Raw genomic sequence first — 18,315 nt, forward strand, 5'->3', positions numbered from 1 at the left:
GCCCTGATGAAAAACCAGAGCGAATACCACCCAAACTCAGTTATTGGAGCTTCCCCTCAAACATAGAATCTCCCACATCTATGGTTGCCCAGTGCCAAAAAACAGGCTGCATACGCGTCATGCTGTTCAGTCATGGCGCGGGGATGCCGAAACCATACCCTGTGGCGAGCGAGCTTGCTCGCGCTGGGCTGCGCAGCAGCCCAAAAACCAGCCACCAAGGCCTTTCTGAAAAACACAGCCGCCTTTCAGGGCACGCTGCGCGCGCCAGCGCGAGCAAGCTCGCTCGCCACGGGGACAGGGTTCAGCTGGCCGCCGCCAACATCAGGTCCCGTACCGAATGGCTGTTGCCCTGCGGCTTGCCATGGGCGTACAGGGAGCCGGCAATCTCATCGGCGCGGATCGGCAACACCGACAGCAAGGTGTCGCTCAGACCGTGGCTGGCCTGGCAGAAGCCCTGCATGTAGATACCGGCCTTGCAGCGCTCGTCGGTGATCACCCGATAGTTGCGGTCGACCTCGAAGTCGCCCAGATACGCCTCCAGCGGTGCCAACAATTGGCGGTGCATCTGACGCTCGTAACCGGTGGCCAGCACCACCGCGTCGTAGTGCCGAACGGTCAGCTCACCCGTGGCCGTGTTGCGCAGCGCCAGCTCGATGCCGCGCTCGGTGGCCCGGGCTTGCTCCACGGTGGTCAGGGTGCGGAATGCGTGACGCGCAATCCCGGAGACCTTCTGGCGATAGAAGATGCCGTAGATGCGCTCGATCAGGTCGATATCGACCACCGAATAATTGGTGTTGTGGTACTCGTTGACCAGCCGCTCGCGCTCACTGCTCGCCTGCTGGAACACCAGGTCGGTGAACTGGGGCGAGAACACTTCGTTGACGAACGGGCTGTCGTCCGCCGGCTTCAGGGCCGAACCGCGCAGGATCATGTCGACCTGCACCGAAGGGAAACTGTCGTTCAGGTCGATGAAGGCCTCTGCCGCACTCTGCCCGCCGCCAATGATCGCAATGTTCATCGGTTGGCCGTTGACGCAAGGCTGCTGGGCCATGCGCTCCAGATACCGGGAGTGGTGGAACACCCGGCCATCGTCCTTGAACGGCTTGAACGCCTCGGGAATACGCGGGGTACCACCAGCGCTGACCACCACCGAACGGGTGGCGCGCACACACTCCTGGCCATCGCGATCACGGGAGATCACTCGCAGCGCTTCAACCTGCTGGTCGCGCAGCACCGGCTCGATGGCCAGCACTTCTTCGCCATAACGGCTCTGTTGCGCAAATTGTCCCGCCACCCAGCGCAGGTAATCGTTGTACTCCATGCGGCACGGGTAGAACGTGCCCAGGTTGATGAAGTCCACCAGACGGCCATGGGCCTTGAGGTAGTTGACGAACGAGTAAGGGCTGGTCGGGTTGCGCAGCGTCACCAGGTCCTTGAGGAAGGAAATCTGCAATTCGCTCTGGGTCACCAGGGTGTTGCCGTGCCAGCGGTAGTCGGCCTGCTTGTCGAGAAACAGCACATCAAGCTCGCCGTGGGCCTGTCCGCGCTCCTGCAGCGCAATGGCCAATGCCAGGTTCGACGGGCCGAAACCAACGCCGATCAGGTCGTGAACGATGGGCGATGCAATTGCCTTTGTCATTTCCAGGGTCCTCTGGATAAGCCCCTCAACAGTGGGGAGATGTAAGCCGCAATGACCTGACCGGCCCTAGGCAGGACAGCAGATCGTCTGTTGAGTAGGAACGAGGACCATGAAAAAAAATTTACCGGCCAGCGCTCAGTGGGCATCCCATTCGCGCATGCGCACACGGCAATGCTTCATGGCATTGACGATGTGTTTCTCCACCAGGCTGCGGGAGATTCCCAGGCGCTCGGCGATCTGCGGGTGGGACAGGCCTTCGAGCTTGCGCAGCATAAAGCTCTCGCGGCACAACGGTGGCAACTCGGCCAGCGCACGCTGCAACAGGTCCAGGCGCTGGCTGTCATCGAAGTGGTGTTGCGGTGAGGGCGCATGGAAACGCTCTTCGCTGTCGAGCACTTCCAGTGGCTCGGTCTGGCGCGCCACGTTACGCCGGTGACCGTCGATCACCAGGTTCAGCGCGGTGCGATAGAGGAACGCGCGGGGTTGCTCGATGGGCGTATCGCTGGCGCGCTCCAGCACCCGGACATAGGCGTCATGCACCACATCTTCGGCCACCTGGCGGTTGCCCAGCTTGGCGTTGAGGAAACACACCAGCTCTCGATAGTAGTTTTCCAACATGACTCCCGACCGTTTGCGCAACGGTACTGACCTTGAATCCGACCGGCCGCCTTCAAAACGATAGCGGCACGATGATGGCAATCACAGGGCGTAATTTATAGTAATTCTCATATAGATTTAAAGTACCCCATGACTTGCGCGGGAAATATTCCTCGTCTACAGCTGTAACCCTTTGTGTCAACGCTTAAATTTGCCCCTTGATGGCTCGTATACAGGACAGCTTCCCGTGTCTGCCGGTGTTCTGGCAGCGCTCGGCCGCGGCCCGGATGTGGTCGCAACCTCGAGCAACGGGCCGACTACCACTGGCCGGAACCCTGCATGAAACGCCCCCGACAGATCCGACGCGCCCTGCTTGCAGCTCTTTGCCTGATCCCGGCCATCGCGGTGGCTGCCTGGCACATCATCCCGCCTGGCCGGGACAAGCTCGCGACCGTGCCCGTCAGCCGGGGCGACATCGAAAGCAGCGTCACCGCGCTGGGCACCTTGCAACCGCGACGTTATGTCGACGTGGGCGCCCAGGCCTCGGGGCAAATCCAGAAAATCCACGTCGAGGTCGGTGACGTGGTCAAGCAGGGCCAGTTGCTGGTGGAGATCGACCCCTCGACGCAAAATGCCCGGCTCGATGCCGGGCGCTTCTCCATCGACAACCTCAAGGCCCAGCTCCAGGAGCAACGCGCACAGCACGACCTGGCCCGACAGAAATACCAGCGCCAGCAGAACCTCGCCGCTGGCGGCGCCACCCGCGAGGAGGACGTGCAAACCGCCCGCGCCGAACTGCGCGCCACCGAGGCCCGCATCCAGATGTTCCAGGCACAGATCCGTCAGGCCGAAGCCAGCCTGCGCAGTGATCAGGCCGAGCTTGGCTACACCCGCATTTACGCGCCGATGTCCGGGACCGTAGTAGCGCTGGACGCTCGCGCCGGCCAGACCCTCAATGCCCAACAGCAAACCCCGTTGATTCTGCGGATCGCCAAGCTGTCTCCCATGACCGTCTGGGCCGAGGTCTCGGAAGCCGACATCGGCCACGTCAAACCCGGCATGCCGGCCTATTTCACCACCCTCGCCGGTGGCACACGGCGCTGGCAGAGCACGGTACGACAGATTCTGCCGGTACCGCCCAAGCCCCTGGACCAAAGCAATCAAGGCGGTGGCAGTGGCAGCCCGTCCAGCGGCAAGAGCGGCAGTGGTCGGGTCGTGCTGTACACCGTGCTGCTGGACGTCGACAACGCCGACAACGCGCTGATGGCGGAAATGACCACCCAGGTGTTCTTCGTCGCCAGCGAGGCGAAGAACGTCCTCACGGCCCCGATCTCGGCCCTGCACAGCGGCCCCCGCCCCGGCAGCCAGACCGTTCGGGTCGTGGCGAAGAACGGCGATATCCAGCCGCGCGTGGTGAGCACCGGCATCAGTGACCGGCTGCAGGTGCAGATTCTCGAGGGCTTGAATGAGGGCGATCACCTGCTGATCGGTCCGGTCGACGGCAACGGGGGGTGAATGCAGACGCCGCTGATCGACCTCAAAGACATCCGCAAGTCCTACGGTGGCGGTGACGCCCCCGAGGTCCACGTGCTGCGCGGCATCGACCTGGCGATTCACGCCGGTGAGTTCGTGGCGATTGTCGGCGCCTCCGGTTCCGGCAAATCGACGCTGATGAACATCCTCGGCTGCCTCGACCGTCCGAGCGCGGGCGAATACCTGTTCGCCGGGGAAAACGTCGCCCGGCTGGACAGCGACGAACTGGCCTGGCTGCGCCGTGAAGCCTTCGGTTTCGTGTTCCAGGGTTACCACCTGATTCCCTCGGGCTCGGCCCAGGAGAACGTCGAGATGCCGGCCATCTATGCCGGCACCCCGGCGGCCGAGCGACATGCCCGCGCCGCTGCCCTGCTGGCTCGGCTGGGGCTGGCCGAACGCACCGGCAACCGCCCTCATCAGCTCTCCGGCGGCCAGCAGCAACGGGTGTCGATTGCCCGGGCGCTGATGAACGGCGGCCACATCATCCTCGCCGACGAACCGACCGGCGCCCTCGACAGCCACAGCGGCGCCGAGGTCATGACCCTGCTCGATGAACTGGCGAGCCAGGGCCATGTGGTGATCCTCATCACCCACGACCGTGAAGTCGCCGCACGGGCCAAGCGCGTCATCGAAATCCGTGACGGGCTGATCATCAGCGACAGTGCCGTCGACTCCGCCCATGCACAACACACGACCAACCCCGGCGCCCTGCAAGCGGTGGACCTGCGCCAGCGCCTGAGCGAAGGCAGCGAAGCCACCGGGGCGTGGAAAGGCGAGTTACTGGACGCCGTGCAGGCCGCCTGGCGGGTGATGTGGATCAACCGCTTTCGCACCGCCCTGACCTTGCTCGGGATCATCATCGGCGTCGCGTCGGTGGTGGTGATGCTGGCCGTGGGCGAAGGCAGCAAACGCCAGGTCATGGCGCAAATGGGCGCCTTTGGCTCGAACATCATTTACCTCGGTGGCTCGGCGCCGAACCCGCGCACGCCTCCCGGCATCATCACCCTCAACGACGTGGCCGCCCTGGCCCGCCTGCCACAGGTCATGCGGATCATGCCGGTCAACGGCGCCGAAGCCGGCGTGCGCTTTGGCAATGCGGACCACCTGAGCTATGTCGGCGGCAACGACACTAACTTCCCGGCGATCTTCAACTGGCCGGTGGTGGAAGGCAGCTACTTCACCGACGCCGACGAGCGCAATGCGGCGGCGGTGGCAGTGATCGGCAAAAAGGTCCGCGACAAGCTGTTCAAGGATCGGATCGACCCCATCGGCCAGTACATCCTGATCGAGAACGTGCCATTCCAGGTGGTCGGCGTGCTCGCCGAAAAAGGCGCCAGCTCCGGCGACCAGGACAGCGACGACCGTATCGCCATCCCCTACTCCGCCGCCAGCGTCCGGCTGTTCGGCACCTACAACCCGGAGTACGTGGCCATAGCAGCCGCCGATGCACGCAAGGTCAAGGAAGCCGAACAGGCCATCGACCAATTGATGCTCAAGCTGCACAACGGCAAGAAGGACTACGAGCTGACCAACAACGCGGCGATGATCCAGGCCGAAGCCCGCACGCAAAACACCCTGTCGCTGATGCTCGGCTCGATTGCCGCCATTTCGCTGCTGGTGGGCGGCATCGGGGTGATGAACATCATGCTGATGACCGTGCGCGAACGTACCCGCGAGATCGGCATCCGCATGGCCACCGGGGCCCGTCAGCGGGACATCCTGCGCCAGTTCCTGACCGAAGCGGTGATGCTCTCGGTGGTCGGTGGAATCGCCGGGATCGCCCTGGCCCTGTTGGTGGGCGGAGTGTTGCTGCTCAGCGACGTGGCGGTAGCGTTCTCCTTATTCGCGGTGCTGGGCGCCTTCGGTTGCGCCTTGGTCACCGGGGTAATTTTCGGCTTCATGCCGGCCCGTAAAGCTGCCCGGCTCGACCCGGTCACGGCCCTTACCAGTGAATGATCGCCCCATGAAGTCGCCCTTGACCCTGCTTTCCATCTGCCTGCTGCTCAACGCCTGTGGCACGCCCCTGCAACGTCCGGACAGCGGCCTCACGCCGCCACCCGCCTGGCACTCGCCCACCACCGCGAGCGCCAGCCACACCTCAGGGCAATGGTGGATGAGTTTTGGCAGCCCCGAACTCGACCGCTTGATCGAACAGGCACGAATCGGCAGCTTTGATCTGGCCGCGGCGGTGGCGCGGGTGCGTCAGGCACAAGCCACCGCCGTGATCGCTGGCGGCCCGCTGTTACCGGAGGTGAAGGCCGGGCTCAATGCCAATCGGCAAAAGCTGTTGCGTGGCGACGGCTACAGCCAACTGGATGCCGACAGCAGCAACAAGGCCGTGGACTCCTTCGACGCCAACCTCAGCGCCAGCTACGAAATCGATTTCTGGGGCGGCAAACACGCCGCCCACGACAGCGCCCTGCAAGGTGTACGTGCCAGCGAGTTCGACCAAGCCACCGTTGAGCTGACCCTGCTCGGCAGCGTCGCCAACAGCTATGCGCAAAGCCTGTCATTGCAGGAGCAAAGCCGCATTGCCGAGCTGAACCTGGCCAACGCCCAAAGCGTCTTGCAACTGGTGCAAACCCGCTACGATTCAGGCTCGGCCACCGCCCTGGAACTGGCCCAACAAAAGAGCCTGGTGGCCGCCCAACAACGACAGTTGCCCTTGGTGCGCCAACAGGCCGAAGAAGCGCGGATCACCCTCGCCGCCTTGCTCGGCCGCCCGGTGCAGGCCCTGCCGCGCAGCCAGCAACGTTTCGATCAGTTGAACTGGCCGAACATCGGCGCCGGATTGCCCAGCGACCTGCTCAGCCGCCGTCCCGACATTGCCCGCGCCGAAGCCCAACTGGCCGCAGCCCAGGCCGACGTCATCGTTGCCCGTGCGGCGATGCTGCCCAGCGTGACCCTGAGCGCCAGCCTCGGTTCGGGCGCCGACACCTTCAACGACACCCTGCGCAGCCCGTTCTACAACCTGACGGCCGGGCTGGTCGCACCGATCTTCAACAACGGCCGCCTCGGCGCCGAACGCGACCGCGCCAGCGCCCGCCAACAGGAACTGCTGGAAACCTATCGCGGGGCGATCATCAACGGTTTTGCCGACGTCGAAAAAGCCCTCACCGGCATCCGTGGCCTCGACGAACAACGGCAGTGGCAAGCCGAAGAACTGGCCCAGGCGCAAACCGCGTTCAACATCGCCCAGCGCCGCTACCAGGCCGGCGCCGAAGACCTGCTCAGCGTGCTGGACACCCAGCGTACGCTGTATGCGGCCCAGGACCTGAACGTGCAGCTGCGATTGGCCCGGGTGCAGGCCAGTATTGCGTTGTACAAGGCCTTGGGCGGGGGTTGGCAGGTGTTGTAGACGAGTGCCGGTAACGCTTGCGCGTCACCTGTTCGAAGCGGACGCAGGGCGTCCGGGGAGGCATTCCCACGCAGAGCGTGGGAACGATCATCCCCTGTACTTCAAAGCGGTTCCCTGGCCTGCAAGTGCCGCGCATACCAGGGCCGCTTTGGTACTTTGCGCAATAGATCGACGAGCTTGTCTTCGTCTTCGCCAAAGGTGATGCGCAGCGCCAGTTTCATGGTTTCCGGGTCCATCTCCACTGATTTTCCTGCCTGCAATCCCGGCTCGGTGCTGCAGCCGTGGGTGGTCGGGCCGAGCCATGGGTCGGCGACTTCCACCCAGCGACCCTGGGCAAACCACGGCACCCCATTGACGTGCAGGCGGCTGACCTCAGCCGGATGGAAACGCTCGTGGGCGCGGAACCAGTCTTCGATGCGGTCGTCGATCCAGCCATGGAACTGCCAGAACACCGGGCTCACATGGGAAGAGAACGGATCGCCCAGGAAGTCGTTTTCCGCCGCGAACCAGCGCGGGGCAAAGTCGGCGGTGTCGCGGGCAAACGGCACGGGCTGGCCGTTGGACGGGTCTCTCGGCACCGAGGCCCAGCGCATGTGCAGCCAGTCGTGCAGACCCAGCTCCAGCTCCGAACCAAACTGACCGAGGGTCAGCTTCGACAGATACCCGGGGTCACGGTAGCGCGACTCCCAGACCTGAAAGTTGCTGTGATAGGTCTCGGCCGTCTTGATGTCACTGACCCACTGCGCATAGACGTCATCACCTTCGGCCAGCCAGGTCGGCGGCAAAGCACTGCCGTCGTGGTTGTCGAAGTAGCGGGCGAACCCCGGGCGATCGCGCTCCAGCGACGGTTGCGGCAAGGGGAAAAATTGCCACGACGGCAAGTCCTGCAGGGAGCGCGCCGTGCCGAGCATATGCCGGTGCATGAAGAAAAAATCGATGCCCGAACCGTTGCGATCCTTGCGCGGGCCACGGGCATCACGTTCCTTGTCCCGTGGGCCGGGCTGCCAGCCGAGTCCGCGCAGCGCCTTGCGCTTGTCTTCGCCCAGGGTGTGCCATTTGTCGCGCGTGGCGTGCCACAGCTGGTGAAACAGGCGGTGCTCAGGGGACACCAGCCAGGCCAGCAACGCCTCGTTGAGCACCGTTCGTTCGCGGGCCTCCGGGAAGCGGCGCTTGAGGGCAACGAAGCGGTTGTCCTGGGCCGGCAATGCCAAAGGGCGGTCCAGACGCAATACTCGGCCACTGAGGGTAGCACTGCCGGCGTTACCGAAATCGGCCCAGACTTCGTCCAGGCTCATGGTGCATTCATAGTCCACCACCCCCGTTTCGCGGCTGAGCAACCGCCAGCTCAGGTCGGCACCCTTGGCCTCGGCCAGATCACCGAGGATGCGATAGCGTGGATCGTCGTCGGCCAGCAAGCGCTGCTCGGTATCGAGAAAGCCCACCAGGCCACGCCCCTTGTGGCCGATGTCGAAAAACACCGTCAGACCGTCCCGGGGCAAGCCTTGCAGACCGGCATCGGCACCGTCGAAACGAATGTCCCAGACGCCGCGCAAACTGTCCGCCAGACGCTGGGCGGCCACATCGGCCACATCGAACGACGCTTCACCGGGGGTGATCGTGGGGTCGGGTCGGGTCAGTTTGCGATGCCCATAGAACACCGCGGGCACAGCGGCACCGGTCAGCGCCAGGCCAGCCATGAACCATCGTCGGGAAATCGTCATTGCGCTACCTGTGTCAGCCATGAAGCAGGCTTTATCCAAGCTAGAACGAGTGTTGGTCGGGAAAATTTATCGACGTACCCACATTCTGCAGATGCCGCTCAATCAAGCGTGAACGCTACCTCGTGGCGAGCGAGCTTGCTCGCGCTGGGGTGCGAAGCGCCCCCAACAAGATGATTGCAGGCTTTCAGATAAACCCCAGTGACCGGTTTTTTGGGCTGCTGCGCAGCCCAGCGCGAGCAAGCTCGCTCGCCACAAGACATGTGTTCGGCATTCCCACGCCTGATGAGAGTTGTCATGAGATCAAGACGGTATCTCCCATAGGGCGGTGTGATCGAGAGCGATCAATCCCCGCTAATTTTCTGCCCTCCCTGCTCGTTCTTCCCAGATAGCAAAGGCTGCACGCCTGCTCCCTGACGGCGAACCCGACTGAGATGGCAATGACAAAACCACGTTCGAAAAAGGCTCTACTGATCGGCCTGCCGCTGGCCCTGGCAAGCGTCGCCGCCACCGCTTACGCGATCTGGGACTATGGCTTTCGGGACAACCCCGGTTACCCGGTCAAGGTCATGAAACAGGCCGAGGCGCTGCACGAACAGATGCTGTCGTTCGACAGCCACATCACCGTCCCTCAGGACTTCGGCACCGCAGGCAATGAGATCGACAAGGACGGCACGGGCCAGTTCGATCTGGTCAAGGCCAACCGGGGGCGCCTGTCCGGAGCGGCGCTGACGATTTTTGGCTGGCCGGAGTTATGGAACGGCCCCAACGCCCCCCACAAGCCCACCGCCGGCTTTGTCGCCGAAGCGCGCAATCAGCAAGAGATTCGCTACAAGATCATTTCCGGCATGGTCCGCGACTTCCCCAATCAGGTGGGCATCGCCTACACCCCCGAGGACTTTCGCCGCCTGCACGCCGAAGGCAAGTTTGCGATCTTCATCAGTATGCTCAACGCCTATCCGCTGGGTCACGACCTGAGCCTGCTGGACCTGTGGACCGCGCGCGGCATGCGCATGTTCGGCTTCAGTTATGTGGGCAACAACGACTGGGCCGACTCCTCGCGTCCGCTGCCGTTTTTCAATGATTCGCCCGACGCCCTCGACGGCCTGTCGGACCTGGGCAAGCAAGCGGTGCAGCGCCTGAACGACCTGGGGGTGATCATCGATGTGTCGCAGATGTCGACCAAGGCCCTGGAGCAAGTCGCACAGTTGAGCCGCACGCCCATGGTCGCTTCGCACTCGGCACCCCGGGCCATGGTGGATATTTCACGCAACCTCAGCGACAAGGAAATGCAGCTGATCAAGAACAGCGGCGGCGTGGTTCAGGTGGTCGGTTTCTCCCAGTACCTGCGCCCGCTGACACAGGCCACCCAGGACAAACTCAACGCCCTGCGCGCCCGCTTCGACCTGCCGCCGCTGCCGAACCTGGCCATGGCGCTGATGCCGGGAGACCCGATCATCGCCGCCTGGCCGGAGCAAAAGTTCGGCGAATACGCAGGTCAGCTCTACGCCATTCTGGAAGAAGAACCCAAGGCCAGCCTCAAGGACCTGGGCGACGCCATCGACTACAGCGTGCGCAAGATCGGCATCGACCATGTCGGCATCAGCTCCGACTTCAATGAAGGTGGTGGTGTCAAAGGCTGGGAGAACGTTGGCGAGATTCGCAATGTCACCGCTGAACTGATTTCCCGTGGTTACTCGGACGCCGACATCGCCAAGTTGTGGGGCGGTAACTTCTTGCGAGTCTGGAGCCAGGTTGAAAAGGCCGCCAAACCGGCGCTGGCCACTGCCCGGGAAACGCCCAAGCCATGACCAGTCGCCGCCATTTTCTCAAGCACGCCGGCCTGCTCGCCGCCAGCCTGCCACTGGGCGCAGGCTTGAGCAACGTCGCCAACGCCGCGGTCCTGACCCCGCTGCCACAGGACAAATGGGCGCAACTGCGCCAGTTGTTCAATCAGGATCCCGACTACCTGCACTTCTCCAACTTCCTGATCACCACCCACCCTGAACCTGTGCGCGAGGCCATCGCGATGCACCGCGCCGCACTGGACAAGAACCCGGGACTGGCCATGGACTGGGACCTGGGGGTGATCGAGGCGCGCGAACAGGAGGTGCGCCTCTGGGCCGGCCGCTACCTGCAGGCCGACGCCCGGCAGATCGCCCTGACCGGCAGCACCACCGCCGGCCTGACCATGATCTACGGCGGGGTCCACGTACGCCCCGATCAGGAAATCCTCACCACCGAGCACGAACACTACGCCACCCACAGCATCCTCGAACTGCGGACCCGGCGCGAGGGCACGCAGGTGCGCAAGATCAGGTTGTTCGAGGACGCGTACAGCGTCAGCAAAGAACAGGTGCTGGCCGCCATCGACCGCAACATCCGCCCGCAGACCCGCGTCCTGGGCATGACCTGGGTGCATTCGGGCAGCGGCGTGAAGCTGCCGATCAGCGAGATCGGCGCCCTGGTGGACAAGCACAACCGCCACCGTGCCGACAGCGAGCGGATCATCTATGTAGTCGATGGCGTGCATGGCTTTGGCGTCGAGGACCTGAGTTTCCCGGCCATGAACTGCGACTTCTTCATCGCCGGCACTCACAAATGGATGTTCGGCCCCCGGGGCACCGGGATCGTCTGCAGCCGCAGCACCGAGGTCAAGTACGTCACCCCCATCGTGCCGACCTTCTCCGAAGCCGAGCATTTCTCCACCACCATGACCCCGGGCGGCTACCACGCATTCGAACATCGCTGGGCGCTGAATGAAGCCTTCAAGCTGCACCTGCAACTGGGCAAGGCCCAGGTGCAAGCGCGCATCCACGCACTCAACAGTTACCTGAAGCAACGCCTGCAAGCGCATCCGCAGATCGAGCTGGTCACCCCGCTGAGTCCTGCGCTGTCATCGGGTTTCACCTTCTTCCGGGTCAGGGACAAGGACGCCGACAAGGTCGCCGCCTACCTCATGGCCAACCGTGTGGTCAGCGATGCCGTGCACCGCGATGTCGGCCCGGTGATCCGCACCGCTCCCGGCCTGCTCAACAACGAAGCCGAGATCGACCGCTTGATGGCGGTGCTCGCCAGGACACTTTGACGAGGCTGCGCCGAACGCCCGTTGTAGGAGCGAGCTTGCTCGCGATGGAGGTCAACGATGACACGGGGCACCAGATGATATGCGATGCCCCTGAGTTCATCGTCGGAACGACGCCCGGAGCAAGCTCGCGCCTACAGAGGATTCGGGTTCGTTTTAGTCCGCTTTTTTAACTTTATCGAGAACCAAGATGAACAGTGAGCTGCGTCGTTTTTCCCTGAAAACACTCCCCGCACTGGCCTTCGCCGCCCTGACCGCCAGCCTGCTGCCGGGGGTGGCCCAGGCAGCCGTCCCGCTGGCGCCAGGCAAAGTGTTCAAGGACTGCAAGGATTGCCCACAGATGGTGGTGCTGCCGGCCGGCACCTTCACCATGGGCACCCCAGACGATGAAGTCGGCCACGAACCCGACGAGGCGCCGATGCACCCCGTGACCTTCGCCAAACCCCTGGCCATCAGCCGCTTCCAGGTACTCAAAGGGGAATGGGACGCCTACCTGCGCGACACAGGCTACCGGATGCCCGACGGCGACGAACGCCCGGGGCGCGAGTGCAAGGCCGGTGTGCCGCGCTATGAGTACACGACCCGGCACCCGGCGGTGTGCATGGACTTTGCCGAGGTCAATGCCTATGTGGCCTGGCTGTCGAAGAAGACCGGCAAACAGTACCGCCTGGTCAGCGAATCCCTGCGTGAATACGCCGCCCGGGGTGGCACCAGCGGCCCCTTCCCTTTCCCTTTCGATGAAGGCAAGGACTACAGCATCGCCAGGCACGCCAACACCTATGGCGCGGCCGATGGCTACAACTTCACCTCACCGGCCGGCCGCTTCCCGGCCAACGCATTCGGCGTGTATGACCTGCACGGCAACGTCTACGAGTGGACCGCCGACTGCTACAACGACAACTACGTCGGTGCCCCCGGTGACGGCAGTGCCTGGCTGACCGGTAAATGCGAGTTCAAGCGCATTCGCGGCAATGACTGGGGCGAAGCACCGGTGTTCTCCCGCTCCGGCAACCGCAATGCCCTGGCCCCCCTTGAGCGTGGTGACTGGATCGGCTTTCGCGTTGCCCGCGACCTGTAACCCTCGCTGGCCGCTAAATTCGCCTTCCCACCAGTCGTCCTAAAGGTGTGCGCGCAGTCCTTGCGCGCATCACCCCCTACGTCCTCCAGGCTTTCGCCACCTCTTCAAGCAGGGAACCTCCATGAGCAAACCAACACGCGGGGTGATCAATGAATTGTTCGCCCTGCTCAAGCCCTTTCGCCTGATCGTCGCCGCCTCCATCCTGCTGGGCATGGTCGGTGGCCTGAGTGTCACGGCGCTGCTGGCGACCATCAACACCGTGCTGCACGCCGACAGCGGCCTGACCAACACCGTGGTCGGCGCCTTTGCCGGCTTGTGCCTGCTGGCGCTGGCCAGTTCGATCTTTTCCGACATCGGCACCAACTACGTTGGTCAGCACATCATCGCCAGACTGCGCAAAGAGCTGGGCGAGAAAGTGCTGTCGGCGCCCATCGAACAGATCGAGCGCTATCGCAGCCACCGACTGATCCCGGTGCTGACCCACGACGTCGACACCATCAGCGATTTTGCCTTCGCCTTCGCGCCACTGGCCATTTCCCTGACCGTGACCCTGGGCTGCATGGGTTACCTGGCTATGCTGTCGTGGCCGATGTTTCTGATGATGGTGGTGGCGATTGTCATCGGCACGGTGATTCAGTACATCGCCCGCGGACGCGGCATGCTGGGGTTCATGGAAGCCCGGGATTACGAAGACGAGTTGCAAAAGCACTACAACGCCGTCGCCGAAGGCGCCAAGGAACTGCGCATCCATCGCCCCCGCCGGCATCGCATGTTCGTCTCGGGCATCGAGAAAACCGCAGAGAAAATCTGCGATACGCAGATCCGCTCGGTGAACATTTTCGTGGTCGCCAAGACCCTCGGCTCGATGCTGTTCTTCGTGGTCATCGGCCTGGCCCTGGCCCTGCAATCCTACTGGCCAAGCGCCGACAAGGCAGTGATGAGCGGCTTTGTGCTGGTGCTGCTGTACATGAAAGGTCCGCTGGAACACCTGATCAGCACGCTGCCGATTGTCAGCCGCGCACAGATCGCCTTCCGCCGGATAGCCGAACTGTCGGAGCAGTTTTCCTCCCCGGAGCCACACTTGCTACTCAGCGACCAGGGTAATCGGCAAACCCCGGTGCACAGCCTGGAACTGAGCGAGGTGACCTATGGCTTCCCCGCCAGCGAAGGCAGCGCGCCGTTTCGCCTGGGGCCGGTGAACCTCAGGATCGACCAGGGCGAGATCATTTTCATCGTCGGTGAAAACGGCTGCGGCAAGACCACCCTGATCAAGCTGCTGCTGGGCCTGTACGCGCCACAACAGGGTGAGATTCGCCTCAACGGCCAGCCTGTGACCGCCCTGACCCGTGATGACTATCGCCAGCTGTTCACCACGATCTTCGCCGACTACTACCTGTTCGACGATGTGGTGCAAGGCGACCAGCACATCCCCGAGGACGCCAACCAGTACCTGCAGCGCCTGGAAATCGGCCACAAAGTCAGCGTGCGCGACGGTGCATTCACCACCACCGACCTGTCCACCGGCCAACGCAAACGCCTGGCACTGGTCAACGCCTGGCTGGAGGAGCGCCCAGTGCTGGTGTTCGACGAGTGGGCCGCCGACCAGGACCCGACCTTCCGCCGTATTTTCTACACCGAACTGCTACCCGACCTGAAGCGCCTGGGCAAGACCATTATCGTGATCTCCCACGACGATCGTTATTTCGATGTCGCCGACCAACTGGTGCGCATGCACGCTGGCAATGTGGTGACGGAGCTTCAACCCGCCTGATTGTGAAAATTTCGTAAAAAAAGTCGTGGAGTCTTTCCGGTTTCCGAAAGGCTCAACGTCTCACTTACATCAAATAGAAATAGTTCTCAGTCAATACTTTGAAGAGTAAAAGAATAATGCCCGCACCACACGGTCTTAACCCACTCGCCAAGGCGCTGCTGATCCGCCATTCACTTCGCTCACGCCTGCCGACCCTCTGCGCCCTGGCACTGACCGCGCCGCTGATCGGCCAGGTCCAGGCCCAGATGGTGGACATCAATATCCAGGCCCAGCCCTTGGCCAACGCCCTGCAGGAGTTCGGTCACCAGACCAATCTGCAAGTGCTGTACAGCCCGGACGATGTCGCAGGCCTGCGCAGCACCGCGGTCAAGGGCAGCCTGGATTCCAATGCCGCCATCGCCCAGTTGCTGCAGGGCACCGGCATCCAGTACAGCGTGCAGGGCAACACCGTGACGCTGCGCTCGCGCAATGGCGCGAGCGCCTTGAATCTGGCACCGACCACTGTTTCCGCCACCCAGGAATCGGCATGGGGGCCGGTCGACGGGATTGTGGCCAAACGCAGTGGCACCGGCACCAAGACCGATACACCGTTGAACGAGATTCCGCAGACCGTCAACGTCATCACCGCCGATGAAGTCAAATCCCGTGGCGCGCAGACCGTCACCGAAGCCCTGCGCTACACCGCGGGCATGACCGGTGGCGGCTTCTCCGACCGGGTAGGGATTTTCGACGAGCCCACCTCCCGTGGCTTCACGCCGACACCGGTGTACCTCGACGGCCTGCACCTGCCGTATGGCGGCGGCAGTACCGGTGGCTCGCTGCAGATCGACCCCTACTCCCTGGAGCGCATCGAAGTGCTCAAGGGCCCGGCCTCGGTGTTGTACGGCCAGAACCAGCCCGGCGGTATCGTCAATCTGGTCGGCAAGCGTCCAACCGCCACGCCGCTGCACGAAGTGGTGCTGGGCACCGGTAGCTACGACCGCAAGTATGGTGCCTTCGACTTCGCCGGCCCCATCGACGACCAGGGCGAGTTTCTCTATCGCCTGACCGGTCTGGCCAGCGACGCCAACTCCAGCATCGACTACGCCGACACCAACCGCATGATGCTGGCGCCCAGCCTGACCTGGCTGCCCAACGACCGCACCAGCGTCACCCTGTTCGCCCAGTACCAGAAAGACCGTGACACTCCGGAAGCCCAGGGCCTGCCAGCAGCAGGCACGGTGTTCGACACCCCGAACGGCAAGATCAGCCGCGACCTGTTCCTCGGTGAGCCGGGCCTGAACAAGTACGACCGCGAGCAGTTTGTGGTCGGCTATGACGTGGCTTACGAGCTCAATGACATCTGGACTCTCAAGCAACGCACCAGCTACGCCTACCTCGACGACCGGTACGTCGCGCCACTGCACGGCTACTCCTATGTCCCCAACCCGGACACCGGCCTGGAAGACAACCGCTACCAGACCCGCTATGGCGTGGACTGGTCGCAGACCAACAAGGTGTACGGCATCGATAGCACCGCGCAGGCCAGATTCAAGACCGCGGAGCTGGACCACACCGTGCTGCTGGGCGTGGACTACTACCACTTCAATTCCCAGTTCTATGGCCTGTATGACCGCAACGGACCACCCCTGGACCTGTTCAATCCGGTCTACGGCAGTGAGTTCACCTTCTCCCAGCCTTATCGCTGGGACAACACCATCAAGCAGACCGGCCTGTACATGCAGGACCAGATGAAGTGGGGCAAGTGGTTCATGACCCTGGGCGGTCGTTACGACTACGCCATCACCGAGAACAAGCAGCCATTGAGCGACACCCCGGGCACCCGGGCTACGGACGAGAAGTTCACCAGCCGGGCTGGCTTCGGTTACCTGTTCGACAATGGCGTGACGCCGTACGCAAGCTACTCCGAGTCGTTCCTCCCGCAGTCCGGTACCGACGTCAACGCCAGTCCGTTCGAGCCAAGCACCGGCAAGCAATATGAAGTCGGCGTCAAGTACGAGCCGACCACCATCGATGGCTTCATCCAGCTGTCGGTGTACCAGATCGACCAGGACAACATGCTGACCACCGACCTGGTCAATCCGGGCTTCAGCGTCCAGAGCGGCTCGGTTCGTTCCAAGGGTGTGGAACTGGAAGGCAAGGTCAACGTCACCGAGAACCTGCGGGTGCTGGCCGCGGTGTCGCGCAACGACATCAAGTGGAGAAGCACCAACGATGGTCGCGAGGGTCGCACCCTGGCCATGAGCCCGCCACTGACCGCGTCCGGCTGGGTCGACTACACCTTCGACTACGGCGTCCTGTCCGGTTTCGGCGCCGGCCTGGGTGTGCGCTACGTGCGTAGCAGCTACGGCTCGGACTACGAGGAAGACTCCTTCCAGATTCCGTCCTACACCGTATACGACGGCATGCTGTCCTATGACCTGGAAAGATCGCCACTGCGCGTCAAAGGCGTGAAAGTGAAGCTGAACCTGGAAAACATCGAAGACAAGAAGTACGTCGCCAGCTGCAACAGTACGCTGGACTGCTACTACGGCGAAGGGCGCACCGTTACGGCTGACATGACCTACAACTTCTAAGCACTACTACACCGGCAATACAAAACGCAGACATCGGTCTGCGTTTTGCGTTGTGGCGACGAAACTAATGGCGACCCCCATAGACAACGCACCACTGAGAGACGTTACTTCCACAAGAAAACGAAACACCCTACAGACACAAAATTCATCACGTCGAATATTCACCCGACCGTATTAGCGAGCAGGGAATCTTTTGACGATGCGACTTATCCCAAGAAATTGTCGTAGAGATATCAGCCTTCACACTATTGAAAGTCCATTCTTTGCCGTGAGCAAAGTCAGAAACGCGCTTGCCTGTTCCCAAAAACTGACGGGGCTGGACGATCTGATTAAGGATTGCAACTCCAGTCTGCGCGACTGCCGGCACCCTGATCACACCCGTCGCATCCTTGCAGCCGTGGCGAACGGAGATTGGTTGTTGGTGACAGATCGGCCCTTCAGTCCGCTCAGCAACGATACGCTCGGTAAGTATTCGCACATTACTCGTAAGCGCTCGACATGGAGCGTTGACCCTCCCCGCTCTCCCGAGCCCGAAGCCCCTCCCCTCCCGCCTCGATCCACTCTCAATACAAAGCCGCAAGAACCCGGTTTTTATGTGGTCCCCAAAAGCACCAGCGCTGAGGAACTGCGAACCCAGTTGTTCTCAGCCTACAGCCCGACAGTCTTCCAGAAGTTCAAGGAACTCAACCCAAATCTTGACCAGGTGAAAGCCGGTCAATTGATTGTGCTGAGCGACCCGGGCAACCGGCAATGCACCCGCGAAGATGCCACATTGATGAGCGCTGCGGAGCAGGTCAACCAGGTGCTGGCCTCGTTGACGCCCGAGGATAGGGTTGCTCAATACATCCCCCGTGGCGAGCGAGCTTGCTCGCGCCGGGCTGCTGAGCAGCCCCAAAAACTATCGTCGAGTTCGTTCTGAAAGACCGCAGTCGCTTTGTTGGGTGCGCTTCGCGCACCAGC

At 62.6% G+C, this 18,315-nt stretch carries 12 protein-coding genes; 9 read left to right on the top strand and 3 right to left on the bottom strand.

Annotation, left to right across the window (positions count from 1 at the left end; all coding sequences use genetic code 11):
• Positions 1–301: 301 nt before the first annotated feature.
• Both AC3WQN_RS24625 and AC3WQN_RS24630 read right to left on the bottom strand, forming a co-directional pair.
• Positions 302–1,639 carry a lysine N(6)-hydroxylase/L-ornithine N(5)-oxygenase family protein gene (locus tag AC3WQN_RS24625; RefSeq protein ID WP_103401255.1) on the bottom strand — a complete coding sequence of 446 codons (1,338 nt, stop codon included), beginning with the start codon at positions 1,637–1,639 and terminating at the stop codon, positions 302–304.
• Between the two features lie 135 nt (positions 1,640–1,774).
• Positions 1,775–2,257, bottom strand: a complete 483-nt coding sequence (locus AC3WQN_RS24630; protein WP_103401254.1) for a sigma-70 family RNA polymerase sigma factor — start codon at positions 2,255–2,257, stop codon at positions 1,775–1,777.
• A gap of 318 nt (positions 2,258–2,575) precedes the next feature.
• On the opposite strand from AC3WQN_RS24630, the gene AC3WQN_RS24635 reads away from it, so the two are divergent.
• The 3 genes from AC3WQN_RS24635 to AC3WQN_RS24645 are packed head-to-tail and all read left to right on the top strand — an operon-like array spanning position 2,576 to position 7,127.
• Positions 2,576–3,751, top strand: coding sequence for an efflux RND transporter periplasmic adaptor subunit (locus tag AC3WQN_RS24635; protein WP_103401253.1), 1,176 nt, complete (start codon positions 2,576–2,578; stop codon positions 3,749–3,751).
• On the top strand, positions 3,752–5,725 hold the full coding sequence (locus AC3WQN_RS24640) for a MacB family efflux pump subunit (RefSeq protein ID WP_103401252.1): 1,974 nt from the start codon (positions 3,752–3,754) through the stop codon (positions 5,723–5,725).
• Between the two features lie 7 nt (positions 5,726–5,732).
• Entirely contained in the window at positions 5,733–7,127 is a 1,395-nt protein-coding gene (locus AC3WQN_RS24645) for an efflux transporter outer membrane subunit (protein ID WP_103401251.1), read from the top strand.
• 101 nt (positions 7,128–7,228) lie between these two features.
• Here AC3WQN_RS24645 and pvdP read toward each other — a convergent pair whose 3' ends face one another.
• Entirely contained in the window at positions 7,229–8,848 is a 1,620-nt protein-coding gene (gene pvdP, locus AC3WQN_RS24650) for a pyoverdine maturation tyrosinase PvdP (protein ID WP_103401250.1), read from the bottom strand.
• Positions 8,849–9,285: 437 nt separating this feature from the next.
• On the opposite strand from pvdP, the gene pvdM reads away from it, so the two are divergent.
• From pvdM to AC3WQN_RS24680, 6 genes are all read left to right on the top strand, one after another.
• Positions 9,286–10,656 carry a pyoverdine-tailoring dipeptidase-like protein PvdM gene (gene pvdM, locus AC3WQN_RS24655; RefSeq protein ID WP_103401249.1) on the top strand — a complete coding sequence of 457 codons (1,371 nt, stop codon included), beginning with the start codon at positions 9,286–9,288 and terminating at the stop codon, positions 10,654–10,656.
• Positions 10,653–11,933, top strand: coding sequence for a pyoverdine-tailoring periplasmic protein PvdN (gene pvdN / locus AC3WQN_RS24660; RefSeq protein WP_103401248.1), 1,281 nt, complete (start codon positions 10,653–10,655; stop codon positions 11,931–11,933). Before pvdM ends, pvdN begins: the two co-directional genes overlap by 4 nt.
• 187 nt (positions 11,934–12,120) lie before the next feature.
• Positions 12,121–13,008 (top strand): dihydropyoverdine dehydrogenase, encoded by an 888-nt coding sequence (gene pvdO, locus AC3WQN_RS24665; RefSeq protein WP_103401247.1) that lies wholly within the window; start codon positions 12,121–12,123, stop codon positions 13,006–13,008.
• A gap of 121 nt (positions 13,009–13,129) precedes the next feature.
• A complete protein-coding gene (locus AC3WQN_RS24670) occupies positions 13,130–14,779 on the top strand; it encodes a cyclic peptide export ABC transporter (protein ID WP_103401246.1) in 1,650 nt (549 codons plus the stop codon).
• 116 nt (positions 14,780–14,895) lie between these two features.
• Positions 14,896–17,355 (top strand): TonB-dependent siderophore receptor, encoded by a 2,460-nt coding sequence (locus AC3WQN_RS24675; RefSeq protein ID WP_103401245.1) that lies wholly within the window; start codon positions 14,896–14,898, stop codon positions 17,353–17,355.
• A gap of 199 nt (positions 17,356–17,554) precedes the next feature.
• Positions 17,555–18,274, top strand: coding sequence for a hypothetical protein (locus AC3WQN_RS24680; RefSeq protein WP_146038383.1), 720 nt, complete (start codon positions 17,555–17,557; stop codon positions 18,272–18,274).
• Positions 18,275–18,315 lie beyond the last annotated feature (41 nt).

The sequence above is a fragment of the Pseudomonas sp. FW300-N1A1 genome (genome assembly GCF_058789115.1).